Origin of the sequence: Streptomyces sp. 3211.6, assembly GCF_003634815.1 — a bacterium.
Lineage (GTDB): Bacteria > Actinomycetota > Actinomycetes > Streptomycetales > Streptomycetaceae > Streptomyces > Streptomyces katrae_A.
This window is the reverse complement of record NZ_RBXC01000001.1, coordinates 2,837,755-2,855,846: the sequence shown is the minus strand read 5'-3', so window position 1 is coordinate 2,855,846 and position 18,092 is coordinate 2,837,755. Positions and strand designations below refer to the sequence as shown.

Here is an 18,092-nt window from a genome sequence, read left to right as displayed (position 1 = left end):
GCCCGTGAATGGCCCTCTGTCGGGTCGGTTCGGGGCGGCGGGAGGGGGCGGGGCGGTGCGGAGAGGGGCGCGCGCCAGGGGCCGGGCGGCGGCCCTGGGCATGGCCGTACTCGTGGCCACGGCCGGGGGAGCGCTGGGGGCACCGGCGGCGGCCGACGGTGAAACGCCCCCGGGGCGGGTGGAGTTCCCCACGCGCTGCCTGCCGGCCGCCGAGGGGCCGACGGCGGCCCGGATCGAGGTGGACGACCCGGCGCCGGGGGTCGGTGACACGGTGACGGTGACCTACCGGCTGGACCGGACCCCGGCCGTGCCCCCGCCCCGGGCCGGCGCCCCCGCCCCCACCGGACGGATCCTGCTGGGCGGCGCCCAGACCGGCGAGGTGACGCTCGCCTCCCCGGACCCGGACCCGGACCCGGACCCGGACCCGGCCCCGGACGGGGGCCCGGGACCCGTGACCCCGGCGGCCGGGGCCGCCGGGGTGGTCATGCGGGGGAGCTTCGTCGTCGGCGAGGCCGGTGAGATCACCCTCACCCCGGGCGGCTACAGCGTCGGGGGAGTCGCCTGCGCCGTGGCCGGGCCATCGGCGCCGGTCGCGTCGCGGATCACCGCGGCCCCGCTGCCCGTCATGAACCTGCGGGGCCTGGCCCTCGGCACCTCGTACGGGGAGCCGGGCGCCCGGGTCCGGATCACCGGGGCCGGGTTCCCGCCGGGCGCCGCCGTGACGGTCGCCGGCCGCGCGGGCGCCGCCGGCACGGCCGACCGCGCGGCGGCCACCGCGGACCGGTCCGGAGCGTTCGCGGCGGAACTGGTGGTGGCGGACCGGGGGACGACCGGGGTCGTCGCGTACGAGGGCGCCGCCTGGTCGGCGGAGCGGGGTACGCGGCCCGAGCCGTACACGGTCGTCGAGCCGGCCCCTGCCGTGGGCTCGCTGACGATGACGCAGGCCGGGGCGGCGATCACGCTGGGCGCGGTCGGGTACGGGGGCGGAGGCGCGGCCGACGGGCGGATCGGCACGGTGACGGTGGTCGACACACGGGGTCCCGGGACGGGGCGGTGGACGCTGCGGGGCAGGCTGACGGGGTTCACGGGGGCCGACGGGGCTCCCGTCCCGGGGGCGGTGCTGGCGTGGGCCCCGTCCTGCGCGGGGGGAGGCTGTACGGCGGGAGGCCCGGGGGTGGTCGGGCCGGAGGGAGCCGTGCTGGCCTCGGGGGCGGGTGGGACGTCCACGATCGACGCCACGGTCACGCTGCGGCTGCCCGCGTACACCCCGCCGGGCGCGTACCGGGCGGCCCTGACCCTGACCCTGTCCTAGCCGGACCCGTGCCCCGTGGCCGCTGCGCGGGGCTTCTCCCCGCCCCGCCCTTCCTCCGTTCCCACCTCGATCGCCGGTGCGGCTCAAAGATTCGCCTCAAACGCCGGCGGGGCTATTCATAGCCCCGCCGGCGTTTGGACAGCCCCGCGGGGCGGTCTGGTCGGCGGGCCGGGCGGCATCGGGGAGAATGGCCCGTATGAGCGATCGTTCCCCCGAGCCCACCGCCCCGCACCGCGCGGGCTTCGCCTGCTTCGTCGGCCGCCCCAACGCGGGCAAGTCGACCCTGACCAACGCGCTGGTGGGCACCAAGGTCGCGATCACCTCGAACCGGCCCCAGACCACCCGCCACACCGTCCGCGGCATCGTGCACCGCCCCGACGCCCAGCTGGTCCTCGTGGACACCCCCGGCCTGCACAAGCCGCGCACCCTGCTGGGCGAGCGGCTCAACGACGTCGTGCGCACCACCTGGGCCGAGGTCGACGTCATCGGCTTCTGCCTGCCCGCCGACCAGAAGCTCGGCCCCGGCGACAAGTTCATCGCCAAGGAGCTCGCGGGGATCAAGAAGACCCCCAAGATCGCCATCGTCACCAAGACCGACCTGGTGGAGTCCAAGCAGCTGGCCGAGCAGCTCATCGCGATCCAGCAGCTCGGCGCCGAGCTCGGCATCGAGTGGGCCGAGATCGTCCCGGTGTCGGCGGTCGGCGACAACCAGGTGCAGCTGCTGGCCGACCTGATCGCCCCGATGCTGCCGGAGAGCCCCCCGCTCTACCCGGAGGGCGACCTCACCGACGAGCCCGAGATGGTCATGGTCGCGGAGCTGATCCGCGAGGCCGCGCTGGAGGGCGTCCGCGACGAGCTGCCCCACTCCATCGCCGTCGTGGTCGAGGAGATGATCCCGCGCGAGAACCGCCCCGCGGACCGGCCGCTGCTCGACATCCACGCCAACGTCTACATCGAGCGGCCCAGCCAGAAGGGCATCATCATCGGCCCCAAGGGCTCCCGCCTGAAGGAGGTCGGCATGAAGTCGCGCAAGCACATCGAGGCGCTGCTCGGCACGCCGGTCTTCCTCGACCTGCACGTGAAGGTCGCCAAGGACTGGCAGCGGGACCCCAAGCAGCTGCGCAAGCTCGGTTTCTGACCCCGGCCGCCGCCCCCGTCAGGGCAGGCGGCGGACCTTGAGGGTGTTGTCGTAGCCGTGTCCGGGCCGGTCGGCCTCCGCGCCGACCCGCTCGTGCTCGGCGCAGACCAGCACCTCCCAGCCGCCCTCGGGCAGCTCCAGGCCGGCCAGCACCTCCTCGGGGGTGGGGAAGTACAGGTCCGGGTGCGGGTTCTCGGCACCCGGCGCCGGACCGCCGTGCCCGGCCACCAGCAGGACCCCGCCGGGGGCGACGGCCGCGGCGGCCGTGCGCAGGATCCGCTCGCGGGGCATCTCGCCGGGGCTGTGCAGGAAGCAGGCCGCGACCAGGTCGAACTCCCCGTCGGGGAAGGACTCCCCGAGGTCGTGGCGCTCGAAGGCGATCCGCTCCGCCAGGCCCGCCTCCGCGGCGTGCCCGGCCGCCCGCTCCAGGGCCACGGGGGAGATGTCGGTGCCGGTCACCGTCCAGCCCCGTCCGGCCAGCCAGACCGCGTCGGCGCCCTCGCCGCAGCCGAGGTCCAGGGCCCGGCCGGGGGCGAGGCCCGCGGCCTCGCGGACCAGCACCGAATTGGGCCGGCCGCTCCAGATCCGCTCGCCCTCGCGGTAGCGGGAGTCCCAGAACTCCTGGCCGGCCGCCTCGACGCGGTGGCCGTGATCGTGCTCGTGGTGGGTGGGGGAGGGGGTGGGCACGCGGTCTCCTCGGTGAGCGTGAGCGCCTGTACGGACACCGCCGATGCTCCGCCCCCGCCCGCGAGCGCGGCAAACCTTCTTGCGGTTTCCGCAAAAAGACGGCTCCGGCGGCCTATGCCGCCGGGGGCTCCGCGATGAGGGCCGTGCCGACGCGGCGGAAGCCGGCGCGGGCGTAGATCCGGGCCACGTCCTCGTCGCCGGCCGACAGGAACACCGTCGTCACCCCGCCCTCCAGGGCCTGTGCGACCAGCGCCGCCGTCACCCCGAGGGCGAGCCCCTGGCGCCGGGCCGCGGGCAGCGTACCGACCCCGACGATCTCGGCCACCTCCCCGACCGGGTTGTACTGGCCCGAGCAGAGCACCACCCCGTCGCGGACCGCCGCCGCCATCCCCGTGCGTCCGTCCGCGAGCATCCCCGACACCCGCGCCCGGCGCTCCTCGACCGCCGGGTCGGCCAGCGCCGCCGCCAGTTCCGCCGGGCCGGCCTGGCCCGGGGCGGTCCCCGGCTCGCGGAAGGCCAGCCCCGCCACCGTCACGGCGGCCGCGAGCAGGGGGTCCCCGGCGCCGAGTGCGCGGACCTCCGGATGCGGGGCGAGCGGTTCGGCGCCGGCGTCCAGCACCATCAGCGGGTGCGCGTGGACGTGCAGCCCCGCCGCTTCCACGGCGGCCCGCAGGCCGGGGCTGTTTTCGGCCACCCATTCGAACGCCTCGGGCACCTCCAGTTCCCGCTGCCTCTCCAGCACCTTCCGTACGTCCGCGGCGGTGGCCTCGGGGCCCCCGAGCGAGGGCCGCGCGTAGTACTGCCAGCCGTTCCCCTCCTGTACGAACAGGGTGAGCGGCCCGAAGTCCTCACCCCGGGCACCGCCCCGGCGGGGAACGGTGTCGTAGTACTGCTCCAGGGATTCCAAGATCTTTGTGGTCATCCGGCCATCCAAGCAGGAGCGCCCGGCCCGGGCACCCGCATTGTCGCCCGGGCCGCAGGAGCGCCCGCCGCTACGCGCCTTCCTTCAGCACCCGTGTGATCAGGCCGCGCTGGGAGTCCGTGAGGTGGGGGTCGTGGCAGGACACCGTCCGCCCGTCCACCGTGATGCGGTAGGCGAACCCGTCCCGGACCCCGCCGGGCCCCTCGGCGGCCCGGGGGTGGGGGTGCAGGGCCAGCTCGGCCAGGTCCCGCCACTCCTGCTCGTCGGGCCGGCCCGAGGTGTCCACCTCGGCCCGGCGCTCGATCCCCGCGAATCCGCCCGTCCGCACCACTTCGATCTTCATACCGGCATTCCTACCCCAGGCCGACGGCCGCCCAGGCCTTCTGGAGCGCCTGGTGCTCGGCGCCGCCCTCCCCGTACCGGGCGACGGCCGCGGCCACCGACAGCCGGGCGAAGTCCTTGAAGTCCGCCCGGGACTCCAGCTGCCCGCCGGTCAGGGTGTCGTACCAGATCTGTCCGGCCCGCTCCCAGGCCTTGCCGCCCAGCTCGGTCGCCACGATGTAGAAGGCGTGGTTGGGGATGCCGGAGTTGATGTGGACGCCGCCGTTGTCGCGGGAGGTGGTCACGTAGCCGTCCATCGTGGCCGGCTGCGGGTCCTTGCCGAGCTCGTCGTCGTCGTACGCCGTCCCCGGCGCCTTCATGGAGCGCAGCGCGACCCCGGTGACGTGGGGGCCGAGCAGCCCGGCGCCGATCAGCCAGTCCGCCTGGTCGGCGGTCTGGCCGAGGGAGTACTGCTTGATCAGCGAGCCGAAGACGTCCGACATCGACTCGTTGAGGGCGCCGGACTGGCCGTGGTAGTCGAGGTTGGCCGTGTACTGGGTGACCCCGTGCGTCAGCTCGTGGCCGATGACGTCCACCGACACCGTGAAGTCGAGGAACAGGTCGCCGTCGCCGTCGCCGAAGACCATCTGCCGGCCGTCCCAGAAGGCGTTGTTGTAGTCCTCGCCGTAGTGCACGCTCGCGTCCAGCGGCAGGCCGGAGCCGTCGATCGAGCGGCGGCCGTAGCCCTTGAGGAAGAGTTCGTACGTGGCGCCCAGCCCCGCGTAGGCGCGGTTGACGGTGGCGTCCTTGGAGGCGTCGGCCCCCTCCGCGCGGACCTTCTTGCCGGGCAGCCGGGTCTGGTGCTGGGCGTCGTAGATCGTGCGCCGCGGTCCCTCGGGGGCGGAGGAGTCCGCATCGGCCGGGGCGATCCCGCGGACGGTGCTGATCCGGCGCCGGGTGCGCAGGAGGGCGTCGGTCTCCAGGGTGCGCTGGGCGGCGTCGGCCCGGGCGGCGTCGGCGGACCGGGCTGCCTTGTCCAGCAGGTGCGGCGGCACCACGGTGCAGAAGACGGAGTGGTGGGGGGCGTGTCCGTGGGAAAGGAAGGCATCCATCCCGGAAATGTGGCAGTGGGTGATGGTGCTGTCACTACTGGCGAGCATGATTCATTCGGTTGTCTCAAAGTCGACGCGCCGTGTTGACGGATCCGCCGGACCTTGCCGGATGAAAGGCGTCCTGAGTCACAAAGGGTATAAATCGGACGCGCCGGTCTTGCATACTGAAACAGGTCCTCGCGACACGGCGCGGCTCGGTTAGGCTCGGCCCATCATGCGTTTCGGGCTGCTTCTCCTTAGCTGCCGCGGCGAGGGTCTGTAGTCGTAGGCCGGCCCCCTCCCCGCGGAGTTTGGTGTTGCGGTTTTCACTACCGCCGTCGGCCGTTCAGCGAACTACACGCGGACACGCGAGGAGCCCAACGCCATGAGCCAGCAGCCTTTTGTCGGTCGCCCCACGCCCATCACCAACGCGACCCACACCCAGAAGCCCTCCGGGATGCCGATCCACAAGTACGGCGTGTACGAGCAGGTGGACATCCCGGACCGCACCTGGCCGGACGCCCGCATCACCAAGGCCCCGCGCTGGCTCTCCACCGACCTGCGCGACGGCAACCAGTCGCTGATCGACCCGATGACCCCCGCCCGCAAGCGCGAGATGTTCGACCTGCTGGTGCGCATGGGCTACAAGGAGATCGAGGTCGGCTTCCCCTCCTCCGGCGAGACCGACTTCGCCTTCGTGCGCTCCATCATCGAAGAGGGCGCCATCCCCGACGACGTCACCATCTCGGTACTGACCCAGGCCCGCGAGGACCTGATCGAGCGGACCGTCGAGTCGCTGGTCGGCGCCAAGCGCGCCACCGTGCACCTGTACAACGCGACCGCTCCGACCTTCCGCCGGGTCGTCTTCCGCGGCTCCAAGGAGCAGATCAAGCAGATCGCCGTCGACGGCACCCGCCTGGTCATGGAGTACGCCGACAAGCTGCTGGGCCCCGAGACCGTCTTCGGCTACCAGTACAGCCCCGAGATCTTCACCGACACCGAGCTGGACTTCGCCCTGGAGGTCTGCGAGGCCGTCTGCGACGTCTGGCAGCCGGGCGAGGGCCGCGAGATCATCCTGAACCTGCCCGCCACCGTGGAGCGCTCGACGCCCTCCACCCACGCGGACCGCTTCGAGTGGATGGCCCGCAACCTGACCCGCCGCGAGCACATCTGCATCTCCGTGCACCCGCACAACGACCGCGGCACCGCCGTCGCCGCCGCCGAGCTGGCCCTGATGGCCGGCGCCGACCGCATCGAGGGCTGCCTGTTCGGGCAGGGCGAGCGCACCGGCAACGTCGACCTGATCACCCTGGGCATGAACCTGTTCTCCCAGGGCATCGACCCGCAGATCGACTTCTCGCAGATCGACGAGATCCGCCGCACGAGCGAGTACTGCAACCAGATGGAGGTCCACCCGCGCCACCCCTACGCGGGCGACCTGGTCTACACCGCCTTCTCCGGCTCCCACCAGGACGCCATCAAGAAGGGCTTCGACGCCATGGAGGCCGACGCCGCCGCCCAGGGCAAGACCGTCGACGAGATCGAGTGGGCCGTCCCGTACCTGCCGATCGACCCGAAGGACGTCGGCCGCTCCTACGAGGCGGTCATCCGGGTCAACTCCCAGTCCGGCAAGGGCGGCATCGCGTACGTCCTGAAGAACGACCACAAGCTGGACCTGCCGCGCCGCATGCAGATCGAGTTCTCGCGGATCATCCAGGCCAAGACCGACGCCGAGGGCGGCGAGGTCACGCCGAAGGCGATCTGGGAGGTCTTCTCGGACGAGTACCTGCCCAACCCGGAGAACCCGTGGGGCCGCATCCAGCTGCGCTCCGGCTCGACCACCACCGACAAGGACGGCACGGACACGCTGACCGTCGAGGCGGTCGTCGACGGGGTGGAGACGGTCCTGAACGGCACCGGCAACGGTCCGATCTCGGCCTTCTTCGACGCGCTGGCCGGCATCGGCGTGGACGCCCGCCTGCTGGACTACACCGAGCACACGATGAGCGAGGGCGCCTCCGCCGTGGCCGCCTCGTACATCGAGTGCGCCATCGACGGCCGGGTCCTGTGGGGCATCGGCATCGACGCCAACACCACCCGTGCCTCCCTGAAGGCGGTCATCTCCGCCGTCAACCGCGCGGGCCGCTGAACCACCCCTGACGGAGCCCCGTCCCGCCACCGGCGGGGCGGGGTTCCGCCGTGCCGTCCGGGGCCGCCCGCGGGCCGTCGGACGGGGGGCGCAGATCGGCCAAGTGCGCCCCCCGGGCCATGTTGTCTTGCCGCACGACTGACGCACACTCACCGATGTGGCTAACATCACGCCAACCCGGCGTCGTTGCCCGGGGAGTTACGGAGGTGCGACGTGCTGCCAGTTCGGGGTGGGGACGGCCGGAAGCTGACGCTCTGGGGCATCCGTACCAGCTGGAACACCGTGGGCGACGGGGAGTTCTTCTGCCCCGGCTGCGGCGGTGACCGCAACTACCGCCGGCGCACCGGGCGCCGCCGCTTCACCGTGCTCGGCCTGCCGCTGCTGCCGCGCGGACAGGCCGGACCCGTCGTCGAGTGCCAGGCCTGCCGCGAGCGCTTCGGCACCGAGGCGCTGGACCACCTCACCACCACCCGCTTCTCCTCGCTGCTGCGCGATGCCGTGCACACCGTGACGCTGGCCGTGCTCGCCGCGGGCGGGACCTCCTCGCGCAGTGCGCTGGAGGCCGCCGTGTCGGCCGTGCGGGGCGCCGGTTTCGCGGACTGCACCGGGGAGCAGCTGGAGTCCCTCGTGGAGGCGCTGGCCACCGACGAGGGCCGGCTGGGGCTGTACGACGGGCCCGACTGCTGCGGGGCGGCGCTGTCGATCGAGCTCCACGAGGCCCTGGAACCGCTCGCGGCACACCTGGCCGGGCCCGGACGCGAGTCGATCCTGCTGCAGGGTGCGCGGATCGCCCTCGCTGACGGGCCCTACATCCCGGCCGAGCGCGAGGTGCTCGCCACCGTGGGCGCCGCGCTGCGGATGGGTTCGGACGAGGTGGCCGGGCTGCTGTCGGCGGTGCGTGCGCCCTGACGCCCCCCTCCCGTACGCGGATCCGGGCCCGGCGGAGGTTTTCCGCCGGGCCCGGACGCGTTTTCCGGGCCGGAATCCCGCTATGTGGGCGGTCGTGAAGTAACGATTCGGCCGTACTGGCGGGAAACGGAGCCCTGCGGTGGCCCGTTTCAGGGTGGAGCACTCCATTCCGTACACGAATTCCGTATTCCGGACGGCCGGAGCGGGGTCCCCTGATGCACGTGTCGGCATGCAGGTGACCCCGTAAATCCCTTGTCGGGAAAGGGAACTACGCAGGTGCGCGGGGGAAACGGCAGGGTCCGGGGGCGGATTCCCATACTCCTGTTTGCGGGCCCCCGCTATGGGAGGAAGCTCCAGAGAGGGCGCCCTGAAACGTCGACACTTTGTCGGAGTCTCCGATATCTGTGAGCGCGCCCACAGGCGTTCAATTCCGGTCACACGACGAGATCTGCGTGTTCCGACTGACAACCCCGGCGGACCAACGGGTTAGCGACCCACTCCGGCCAGGGGATAACCAGCTTCCTCTCAATTACCTACCTCCTTGAAGGGCAAGGCAGAGATGGCACGTGTCGCCGCCCGGCTTTCCGCAAGCGGAGAGCAGAGCTCGCACCCGGTCGACGAGGTGCTCCCCCTCCCCAAGCTCGCGCTGTACGGCTTCCAGCACGTACTCGCCTTCTACGCCGGCGCGGTGATCGTTCCGATCATCGTCGGCAGTGCGCTGAAGCTGAGCCCTGAACAGCTGGTCTACCTGATCAACGCGGACCTCTTCACCTGTGGCATCGCCTCGATCATCCAGGCCTTCGGCGTCGGCCGCGTCGGTGCCCGGCTCCCGCTGATCCAGGGCGTGACCTTCACCGCGGTCTCCCCGATGATCGCCATCGGCCTCGGCGCCGGCGGCGGAACCGCCGCCCTCCTGGTCATCTACGGCGCCGTCATCACAGCCGGCATCGCGACCTTCGCCTTCGCCTGGCTTCCCGCCAAGGCCTTCCGCGCGGTCATGCGGCTGTTCCCGCCGGTCGTCACCGGCACGGTGATCACGGTCCTCGGCATCGTCCTGATCCCCGTCGGCCTCAAGGACGCGGCCGGCGGCGCCCCCACCATCGCCGACGGCGGCGTCCCGACGCAGCTGGCCTACGCCGGCGGCACGATGCTCTTCATCCTCGTCCTGATGAAGTTCGGCGGGCCGTTCCTGCGCAGCATCGGCATCCTGCTCGGCCTGGTCGGCGGCACGGCCGTCGCCTTCCTGCTCGGCGACGCCAAGTTCGGCGACGTGGGCAGGTCCGACTGGATCGGCGTCACCACCCCCTTCCACTTCGGCGCCCCGAAGTTCGAATGGTTCCCGATCCTCCTCATGCTGATCGTCATGCTGATCACCATGGTCGAGACCACCGGTGACACGTACGCCGTCGGCGACATCGTCGGCAAGGAGGTCGACAGCGAGACCGTCGCCCGCGCCCTGCGCGCCGACGGCGCCGCCACCGCCCTCGGCGGCATCCTCAACTCCTTCCCGTACGTCGCCTTCGCCGAGAACGTCGGCCTGGTGCGGATGACCAAGGTCAAGAGCCGCTTCGTGGTCGTGGCCGCCGGCGTCTTCATGATCGTCCTCGGTCTGATCCCCAAGGCCGCCGCGATCGTCGCGTCCGTCCCCCCGGGCGTCCTCGGCGGCGCCGCCACCGTGATGTTCGGCATGGTCGCCCTCGCCGGTATCCAGACCCTGGCCAAGGTGGACCTCAAGGAGGAGAAGAACGCCCTGATCGTCGGCGTCTCGGTGGCCTTCGCGCTCTTCCCGGCCACGGTCCCGGCGTACTTCGAGAAGCACATGAGCGCGGACCTGTCCTCGCTCCTCAACAGCGGTGTGACCCTCGGTGCCACCGCCGCCATCGTCCTCAACCTGGTCTTCAACGGCCTGGCCGAGGACGGCGCGCGGAACGCCGCCCCGGAGGTCGAGGCCCTGGCCGAAGCGCTGTCGCAGACCCTGACCGGCCACGCGGCGGTACCCGCCCAGCCGGCCGCCGCCCCGGCGTCGGCCGAGAAGGCCGGCTGCGCGAAGACGGACGCCGCGAAGCCCGAGGCCGCGAAGCCCGAGGCCGCCCAGGAGGAGGCCGCTCTGGAGGAGGCCGCTCCGGACGGCGCTGCTCAGGGCGACGCTGCTCAGGGCGACGCTGCTCAGGACGACGCAGCCAAGCCCGAACCCGTGAAGCCCGAACCCGTGAAGGCCGTCGCCAAGGCCGACGTCGCCGAGGACGGCCCCGTGAAGGAAGAGGAGACCGACCAGGCGGGAGCCCCCGCCGCCTGACCGTCTCCCCGCAGACCCTCCCAAGGGGTGCCGCCCCCGTCCGGACACCGTTCCCGGACGGGGGCCGGCGCCGTCCGCGCACAGGGGACAATGGGCGCATGAGTCTGTTCCGCGACGACGGCATCGTGCTGCGCACCCAGAAGCTGGGCGAGGCGGACCGCATCATCACGCTGCTCACCCGCGGCCACGGCCGCGTCCGGGCCGTCGCCCGCGGGGTACGGCGCACGAAGTCCAAGTTCGGCGCCCGGCTGGAACCTTTCTCCCACGCCGACGTGCAGTTCTTCGCCCGGGGCAGCGAGCTGGTCGGCCGCAGCCTGCCGCTGTGCACCCAGACCGAGATCATCGCCCCCTACGGCAACGGCATCGTCACCGACTACGCCCGCTACACCGCAGGCACCGCGATGCTGGAGACGGCCGAACGCTTCACCGAGAACGAGGGCGAGCCCGCCGTGCAGCAGTACCTGCTGCTGGTCGGCGCCCTGCGCACGCTCTCCCGCGGCGAGCACGAACCGCACCTGATCCTCGACGCCTTCCTGCTGCGCTCCCTGGCCGTCAACGGCTACGCGCCCAGCTTCGAGGACTGCGCGAAATGCGGCATCCACGGCCCCAACCGGCACTTCTCCGTCGCCGCGGGCGGGGTCATATGCGGCGACTGCCGGGTCCCCGGAAGCGTCGTACCATCTGCTGAGGCCATCGGCCTGCTCAGCGCCCTGCTGACGGGGGACTGGCCGACGGCCGACGCGGCCCAGCCGCGGCACGTGCGCGAGGGGAGCGGACTCGTCTCCGCCTATCTGCACTGGCATCTGGAACGCGGGCTGCGTTCCCTGCGTTACGTAGAGAAGTAACCGAGATCGGAGACCGAAGCGCCATGGCAGTACGCGGATTCCTGGGACTCTCCCGCCGTGAGTACGCGACCCCCGAACCGCACCCGACCGGCGCCCGCCCGCCGAAGATCCCGGGCGAGCTGGTCCCGGAGCACGTCGCGATCGTGATGGACGGCAACGGCCGCTGGGCCAAGGAGCGGGGCCTGCCGCGCACCGAGGGCCACAAGGTCGGCGCCGAGCGCGTCCTCGACGTCCTCCAGGGCGCGATCGAGATGGGCGTCAAGAACATCTCGCTGTACGCCTTCTCCACCGAGAACTGGAAGCGCTCGCCCGACGAGGTGCGCTTCCTGATGAACTTCAACCGCGACTTCATCCGCAAGACCCGCGACCAGCTCGACGCGCTCGGCATCCGGGTGCGCTGGGTGGGCCGCATGCCCAAGCTGTGGAAGTCCGTGGCCAAGGAGCTCCAGGTCGCCCAGGAGCAGACCAAGGGCAACGACAAGCTGACCCTGTACTTCTGCATGAACTACGGCGGCCGCGCCGAGATCGCCGACGCCGCGCAGGCCCTCGCCGAGGACGTGAAGGCGGGCCGGCTCGACCCGTCGAAGGTCACCGAGAAGACCCTCGCCAAGTACCTCTACTACCCGGACATGCCGGACGTGGACCTGTTCCTGCGCCCCAGCGGCGAGCAGCGCACGTCCAACTACCTGATCTGGCAGAGCGCCTACGCGGAGATGGTCTTCCAGGACGTCCTGTGGCCGGACTTCGACCGGATCCACCTGTGGGACGCCTGCCTGGAGTACGCCAAGCGCGACCGCCGCTTCGGCGGCGCGGTCCCGAACCAGCCCGAGGGCTCCGAGAGCTGACCCCGGACGCGCCTGCGCCGCCGGCCCCCGAGGGGCCGGCGGCGCAGGCGTGTGACATCGACCGGATCCCGACCGGTGTTCGACCGGAATCCGACCCTTTCGGACTAGCCGGCGGCCGCGCAGTCCGCGCAGGTGCCGAAGATCTCGACGGTGTGGGCCACGTTCACGAAGCCGTGCTCGGCCGCGATGGACTCCGCCCACTTCTCCACCGCCGGCCCCTCCACCTCGACGGCCTTGCCGCACTTGCGGCAGACCAGGTGGTGGTGGTGATCGCCCGTGGAGCAGCGGCGGTAGACGGACTCACCGTCGCTGGTGCGCAGCACGTCCACCTCGCCGGCGTCCGCCAGGGACTGGAGGGTGCGGTACACGGTGGTCAGGCCCACGGAATCGCCGCGGTGCTTGAGCATGTCGTGCAGCTCCTGGGCACTGCGGAACTCGTCCACCTCGTCCAGCGCCGCCGCCACGGCGGCCCGCTGCCGGGTGGATCGTCCTCGTACTGGCGCGGTATTCGTCTCGCCAGGCGCAGTCGCCACCGGTTCCTCCTCGTTTCGGCCTCGCCTCATTGTGCCAGGCGGCCGGTCCTCCTAGACCTTCACGTCGTCCCGGGTGCAGACCTCCTCGGCGGCCCTGGCGGCCTTCGCACGGCGCCTGGCCAGCGGAGCGGACAGGGCCGTCATCGCCATGAAGACGCCGATCGCGAGCAGCACGATCGTGGCGCCCGACGGCGCGTCGATGTAGTACGTGGCGGCCGTACCGGTCAGCGAGACGGTGAGGCTGATGGCCACCGCCAGGCCGAGCGTGGCGGCGAAACCGCGGGTGAGCCGCTGGGCGGCCGCGACGGGAATCACCATCATGGCGCTGACCAGCAGCAGGCCGACGATGCGCATGGCGACCGTGACGGTGACGGCGGCGGTGACGGCGATCAGCAGGTTCAGCGCGCGCACCGGCAGGCCGGTGACCCGGGCGAACTCCTCGTCCTGGCAGACGGCGAACAGCTGGCGGCGCATGCCGATGGTGACGGCGAGCACGAACGCCGCGAGGATCGCCATCGCGGTGACGTCCTCCGGGGCGACCGTGGTGATCGAGCCGAACATGGCGCTGAGCAGGCTGGTCGTGGAGCCGCCGCCGACGTTGATGATCATCACGCCGCCGGCGAGGCCGCCGTAGAACAGCATCGACAGGGCGACGTCCCCGCTGGTCTTGCCGCGGGAGCGGATCAGCTCCATGCCGACGGCGCCGGCGACCGCCACGAGGGTGGCCGTCCACACCGGGCTGGCCTGGAGGACGAAGCCGAGCGCGACGCCGGTCATCGCGACGTGGCCCAGGCCGTCGCCCATGACCGCCTGGCGGCGCTGGACGAGATAGGTGCCGATCGCGGGCGCGGTGATGCCGACCAGAGCGGCGGCGATCAGCGCCCGCTGCATGAAGGCGTAGTTCAGGAGGTCCATCAGCTCAGCAGTCCCGTCCGCAGGGGCTCGGCGTCGTGCGCCGCGTGGGGGTGTACGTGGTCGTGGCCGGGCAGGGCGTGCTGGCCCACGGCCTCCGGCGGCGGGCCGTCGTGGGTGACGCAGCCGTCGCGCAGGACCACGGCCCGGTCGATCAGCGGCTCCAGCGGGCCCAGCTCGTGCAGGACGAGCAGGACGGTCGTGCCGGCCGCCACCTGCTGCCGTACGGCGTTCGCGAGGACTCCCTGGTTGCCGAGGTCCACGCCCGCCATCGGTTCGTCCATGATCAGCAGCTCGGGCTCGACGGCCAGCGCCCTGGCGATGAGCACGCGCTGGTGCTGTCCGCCGGAGAGGGCGTTGACCGAGGCGTCGGCGTACTCCTCCATGTCGACCAGGGCCAGGGCGCCCTCGACGGCCGCCTTGTCGGCCTTGCGCAGGATCCCGAAGCGGGAGCGGGCGAGCCGGCCGGCGGAGACGACCTCGCGGACGGTGGCCGGGACGCCGCTGGCGGCGGTGGTGCGCTGGGGGACGTACCCGATGCGCGACCACTGGCGGAAGCGCCGGAACTCGGTGCCGAAGAGGGACAGGGTGCCGGCGGTGAGCGGCACCTGGCCGACGACGGCGCGTACGGCGGTGGACTTGCCGGAGCCGTTGGCGCCGAGCAGCGCGACGACCTCGCCGCGGCGCACGGTCAGGTCGATCCCGCGCAGCACGGGGCGCGAGCCGAGCGAGGCGGTGGCCCCGCGCAGGGATATGACGGGCTGGTCCTCGGGTTCCCGCGACGTGGACTGCATGGCTCGCGCCTCCGTTGCTGCTGCTGTCATCACTTGCTTCCGAGTGCCTTCTGGAGGTTCTTCAGGTTGGACCGCATGACCTCGAAGTAGTCGGCGCCCTGCGACGCGGCCGTGATGCCCTCCAGGGGGTCGAGCACGTCCGTCGTCAGGCCCGTGTCCCGGGCGAGGCTCTTGGCGGTCTTGTCGCTGGCCAGGGTCTCGAAGAACACGGTCGTGACATTGTCCTTCTTCGCCACGGCCTGGAGTTCCTTCATCCGGGCCGGGCTGGGCTCGGACTCGGGGTCGACGCCGGAGATGCCCTCCTGGTCGAGGCCGTAGCGCTCGGCGAGGTAGCCGAAAGCGGAATGGGTGGTGATGAAGGTCCTGGAGGCCGGGTTCTTCAGGCCGTCCTTGAACTCGGTGTCCAGCGCGGCCAGTTTGGCCAGCAGTGCGTCGGTGTTCTTGCGGTAGTTCGCCGCGTGGCCGGGGTCGGTCTTCTCCAGGGAGGCGCCGAAGCCCTTGGCGATCTCGGCGTACTTGACCGGGTCGAGCCAGACGTGGGGGTCCTCTCCGGACTCGCCGTGGTCGTGGTGGGCGCCCTCGGGCTCGCCCTCGACGGCGTGGTCGTGGTCCTCGTGGCCGGAGGCGGAGTGGGTCTCCAGCTTGGTGAGCGTGGCCGCGTCGACGGTGTTCTTCACGCCGGACTGGGCGACCGCCTTGTCCACGGCGGGCTGGAGGCCCTTGAGGTAGAGGACCACGTCCGAGTCGGCGAGCTGCGCCGTCTGCTTGGGTGTGATCTCCAGGTCGTGCGGTTCGACGCCCGGCTTGGTCAGGGTGGAGACCTTCACGTGGTCCCCGCCTATCTGCTCGGCGAGGAACTGCAGGGGGTAGAACGACGCCGTCACGCCGAGCTTGCCGTCCTTGTCCGTGCCCGCGGCACTGGCCCCGGAGCAGGCGGTGAGGGCCGCGCCGGCGAGGGCGACGGCACCGGCGAGCGCGGCGGTGGGTATGAGGCGTCGTACGTTCATGACATCCATTTTCATCAAAGATGGAAACCGTTGTCAAAAAGCCAGGTGAAGGGCCCGGAGGGGCATGCTGGAAGGGGGGTACCGACTTGAAGTGGAGGGTGCGGGCGCCGGTAACCTAAAGCCTTCGCCGTTCGTCCTCGTAATGAAGAGAGCACCGTGGCCGCCGACAAGATCGAAACCATCGTCAGCCTGAGCAAGCGCCGTGGCTTCGTTTACCCGTGCAGTGAGATCTACGGCGGCTCCAGGGCTGCCTGGGACTACGGTCCGCTGGGTGTCGAGCTCAAGGAGAACATCAAGCGCCAGTGGTGGAAGGCCATGGTCACCGGGCGTGAGGACATCGTCGGCATCGACTCCTCCGTGATCCTGGCCCCCGAGGTCTGGGTGGCCTCCGGTCACGTCGCGACCTTCTCGGACCCGCTGACCGAGTGCACCGCCTGTCACAAGCGTCACCGCGCGGACCACCTGGAAGAGGCCTACGAGGCCAAGCACGGCCGCCTCCCCGAGAACGGCCTGGCCGACATCAACTGCCCCCACTGCGGTGTGAAGGGCCAGTTCACCGAGCCGAAGCAGTTCTCCGGCATGCTGGAGACCCACCTCGGCCCGACCCAGGACACCGGCTCCAAGGCGTACCTGCGCCCCGAGACCGCCCAGGGCATCTTCACCAACTTCGCCCTCGTGCAGACCTCTTCGCGCAAGAAGCCGCCGTTCGGCATCGCGCAGATGGGCAAGTCCTTCCGCAACGAGATCACTCCGGGCAACTTCATCTTCCGCACGCGCGAGTTCGAGCAGATGGAGATGGAGTTCTTCGTCAAGCCGGGCGAGGACGAGCAGTGGCAGGAGTACTGGATGCAGGAGCGGTGGAACTGGTACCGCGGCCTGGGCATGCGCGAGGAGAACATGCGCTGGTACGAGCACCCGAAGGAGAAGCTGTCCCACTACTCGAAGCGCACCGCCGACATCGAGTACCGCTTCAACTTCGGTGGCAGTGAGTTCTCCGAGCTCGAGGGCGTCGCCAACCGTACGGACTACGACCTCAAGGCCCACTCCGCCGCCTCCGGCCAGGACCTCGTCTACTTCGACCAGGAGTCGAAGGAGAAGTACACCCCGTACGTCATCGAGCCGGCGGCCGGTGTCAACCGCGCCATGTTCGCCTTCATGATCGACGCGTACGTCGAGGACGAGGCCCCGAACGCCAAGGGCGCCATGGAGAAGCGCACCGTGATGCGCTTCGACCCGCGCCTGGCCCCGGTCAAGGTCGCCGTCCTGCCGCTGTCCCGCAACGCGCAGCTGTCGCCGAAGGCCAAGGGCCTGGCCGCCGACCTGCGCAAGAACTGGAACATCGAGTTCGACGACGCGGGCGCCATCGGCCGCCGCTACCGCCGCCAGGACGAGATCGGTACGCCGTTCTGCGTCACCGTCGACTTCGACACCCTGGAAGACAACGCGGTGACCGTGCGCGAGCGCGACACGATGAAGCAGGAGCGCGTCTCCCTGGACCAGATCCAGGCCTACCTCGGCAGCCGTCTGCTGGGCTGCTAGGACGCCTGCGAAAGACCGGTGGCCCGGTGCGCGGATCGCGCACCGGGCCACCGGTCTTTTCGCGGGTGCGGCCGTCAGGCCGCGGCGCCCCCGGCCGGGGCGGCCGCGGCGGCGGCGCGCTTCTCGCCCTCCGCCTTGGTGCGCTTGACGAAGCCGACGGTCCACAGGGCCAGGCCGCCGAGCGTGCCGTAGATCATGAACGGGCTGATGGTCACCATGGTGGAGGTGTCCAGGACGCACGACAGGACGATCCGGACGGCCGCCTCGATCAGGGAGACCACGCCCCAGACGAGGGTCATGCGGCGCTGGGCGTTGCGGAAGCCCTCGAACCGCCACAGGTTGTTGTAGTACGCCACGCCCGCCGGGGTGCCGTCCGTGCCGAACTTCCGGCCGAAGTAGAACATCAGCGGACGCGGCGCCAGCAGCGTGGCCAGGCACAGCAGCCCGAACAGCCCGGTGACGGCGGAGTCCTTGACCAGCAGGGCCCGGGTGGAGTGGGTGCCGATGAGGGAGACGGCGGCCGTGATCGCCAGGAACACCAGGGTGACCATGGCGAACTCGTCCAGCTTGCGCCGCCAGGCCACCATGATGGCGCTGTCGAGGACCGGCCAGGCGCCACTGACGAGCAGGGCCGAGGCCTCGCTCCACCCGTGGTCGTCGACGAGCGTGTTGTAGGTGACGATCGGCGCGACGATGCTGAGCGCGATCGTCAGGATCAAGCCGATGGCGGCGGCTCCGCCGGAGCGTGCGGGAGGTGAGGGCTGTACTGCTGCCGTGGACAAGGTTCCCCCT

The 18,092-nt window shown here is 71.4% G+C and carries 17 protein-coding genes; 8 read left to right on the top strand and 9 right to left on the bottom strand.

What is annotated here, in order from left to right:
* Positions 1 to 100: 100 nt before the first annotated feature.
* Positions 101 to 1,312, top strand: coding sequence for a beta-xylosidase (locus BX286_RS13105; protein ID WP_121015013.1), 1,212 nt, complete (start codon positions 101 to 103; stop codon positions 1,310 to 1,312).
* Between the two features lie 187 nt (positions 1,313 to 1,499).
* Entirely contained in the window at positions 1,500 to 2,450 is a 951-nt protein-coding gene (era, locus tag BX286_RS13100) for a GTPase Era (RefSeq protein ID WP_079426822.1), read from the top strand.
* A gap of 18 nt (positions 2,451 to 2,468) precedes the next feature.
* On the opposite strand, the gene BX286_RS13095 is transcribed toward era, so the two are convergent.
* The 4 genes from BX286_RS13095 to BX286_RS13080 all read right to left on the bottom strand — a co-directional run bounded on the left by BX286_RS13095 (position 2,469) and on the right by BX286_RS13080 (position 5,492).
* On the bottom strand, positions 2,469 to 3,137 hold the full coding sequence (locus BX286_RS13095; RefSeq protein WP_079426820.1) for a cyclopropane-fatty-acyl-phospholipid synthase family protein: 669 nt from the start codon (positions 3,135 to 3,137) through the stop codon (positions 2,469 to 2,471).
* A 112-nt stretch (positions 3,138 to 3,249) separates the two neighbouring features.
* Positions 3,250 to 4,059, bottom strand: a complete 810-nt coding sequence (locus BX286_RS13090) for a GNAT family N-acetyltransferase (protein ID WP_079426818.1) — start codon at positions 4,057 to 4,059, stop codon at positions 3,250 to 3,252.
* Between the two features lie 70 nt (positions 4,060 to 4,129).
* On the bottom strand, positions 4,130 to 4,402 hold the full coding sequence (locus BX286_RS13085) for a protealysin inhibitor emfourin (RefSeq protein ID WP_079426816.1): 273 nt from the start codon (positions 4,400 to 4,402) through the stop codon (positions 4,130 to 4,132).
* 10 nt (positions 4,403 to 4,412) lie between these two features.
* Positions 4,413 to 5,492, bottom strand: coding sequence for a M4 family metallopeptidase (locus BX286_RS13080; protein ID WP_079426814.1), 1,080 nt, complete (start codon positions 5,490 to 5,492; stop codon positions 4,413 to 4,415).
* A 364-nt stretch (positions 5,493 to 5,856) separates the two neighbouring features.
* On the opposite strand from BX286_RS13080, the gene leuA reads away from it, so the two are divergent.
* The 5 genes from leuA (at position 5,857) to BX286_RS13055 (ending at position 12,515) form a co-directional block, all read left to right on the top strand.
* Positions 5,857 to 7,620: a 2-isopropylmalate synthase gene (gene leuA, locus BX286_RS13075; protein WP_121015012.1), complete on the top strand. Its 1,764-nt coding sequence runs from the start codon at positions 5,857 to 5,859 to the stop codon at positions 7,618 to 7,620.
* Between the two features lie 213 nt (positions 7,621 to 7,833).
* Positions 7,834 to 8,529 carry a TerB family tellurite resistance protein gene (locus BX286_RS13070; protein ID WP_079426809.1) on the top strand — a complete coding sequence of 232 codons (696 nt, stop codon included), beginning with the start codon at positions 7,834 to 7,836 and terminating at the stop codon, positions 8,527 to 8,529.
* A 559-nt stretch (positions 8,530 to 9,088) separates the two neighbouring features.
* Complete coding sequence (locus BX286_RS13065) at positions 9,089 to 10,825, top strand: nucleobase:cation symporter-2 family protein (protein ID WP_261993409.1); 1,737 nt, start codon at positions 9,089 to 9,091, stop codon at positions 10,823 to 10,825.
* A 98-nt stretch (positions 10,826 to 10,923) separates the two neighbouring features.
* Positions 10,924 to 11,670 carry a DNA repair protein RecO gene (gene recO / locus BX286_RS13060; protein ID WP_079426804.1) on the top strand — a complete coding sequence of 249 codons (747 nt, stop codon included), beginning with the start codon at positions 10,924 to 10,926 and terminating at the stop codon, positions 11,668 to 11,670.
* A 23-nt stretch (positions 11,671 to 11,693) separates the two neighbouring features.
* Positions 11,694 to 12,515: an isoprenyl transferase gene (locus BX286_RS13055; RefSeq protein ID WP_079426801.1), complete on the top strand. Its 822-nt coding sequence runs from the start codon at positions 11,694 to 11,696 to the stop codon at positions 12,513 to 12,515.
* A gap of 104 nt (positions 12,516 to 12,619) precedes the next feature.
* Here the strand turns inward: BX286_RS13055 and BX286_RS13050 are convergent, their stop codons facing one another.
* Genes BX286_RS13050 through BX286_RS13035 form a run of 4 tightly spaced genes read right to left on the bottom strand, consistent with a single transcriptional unit; the run spans position 12,620 to position 15,761 of the window.
* On the bottom strand, positions 12,620 to 13,048 hold the full coding sequence (locus BX286_RS13050; RefSeq protein WP_079426799.1) for a Fur family transcriptional regulator: 429 nt from the start codon (positions 13,046 to 13,048) through the stop codon (positions 12,620 to 12,622).
* A 51-nt stretch (positions 13,049 to 13,099) separates the two neighbouring features.
* A complete protein-coding gene (locus BX286_RS13045) occupies positions 13,100 to 13,963 on the bottom strand; it encodes a metal ABC transporter permease (RefSeq protein WP_121015011.1) in 864 nt (287 codons plus the stop codon).
* A complete protein-coding gene (locus BX286_RS13040; protein WP_079426796.1) occupies positions 13,963 to 14,754 on the bottom strand; it encodes a metal ABC transporter ATP-binding protein in 792 nt (263 codons plus the stop codon). The genes BX286_RS13045 and BX286_RS13040 overlap by 1 nt, the downstream gene beginning before the upstream one ends.
* Before the next feature lie 29 nt (positions 14,755 to 14,783).
* Positions 14,784 to 15,761, bottom strand: a complete 978-nt coding sequence (locus BX286_RS13035; RefSeq protein ID WP_121015010.1) for a metal ABC transporter substrate-binding protein — start codon at positions 15,759 to 15,761, stop codon at positions 14,784 to 14,786.
* Positions 15,762 to 15,917: 156 nt separating this feature from the next.
* On the opposite strand from BX286_RS13035, the gene BX286_RS13030 reads away from it, so the two are divergent.
* Positions 15,918 to 17,300 carry a glycine--tRNA ligase gene (locus BX286_RS13030; RefSeq protein WP_079426792.1) on the top strand — a complete coding sequence of 461 codons (1,383 nt, stop codon included), beginning with the start codon at positions 15,918 to 15,920 and terminating at the stop codon, positions 17,298 to 17,300.
* A 74-nt stretch (positions 17,301 to 17,374) separates the two neighbouring features.
* On the opposite strand, the gene BX286_RS13025 is transcribed toward BX286_RS13030, so the two are convergent.
* Complete coding sequence (locus BX286_RS13025) at positions 17,375 to 18,082, bottom strand: VC0807 family protein (protein WP_167747582.1); 708 nt, start codon at positions 18,080 to 18,082, stop codon at positions 17,375 to 17,377.
* Positions 18,083 to 18,092: the final 10 nt, after the last annotated feature.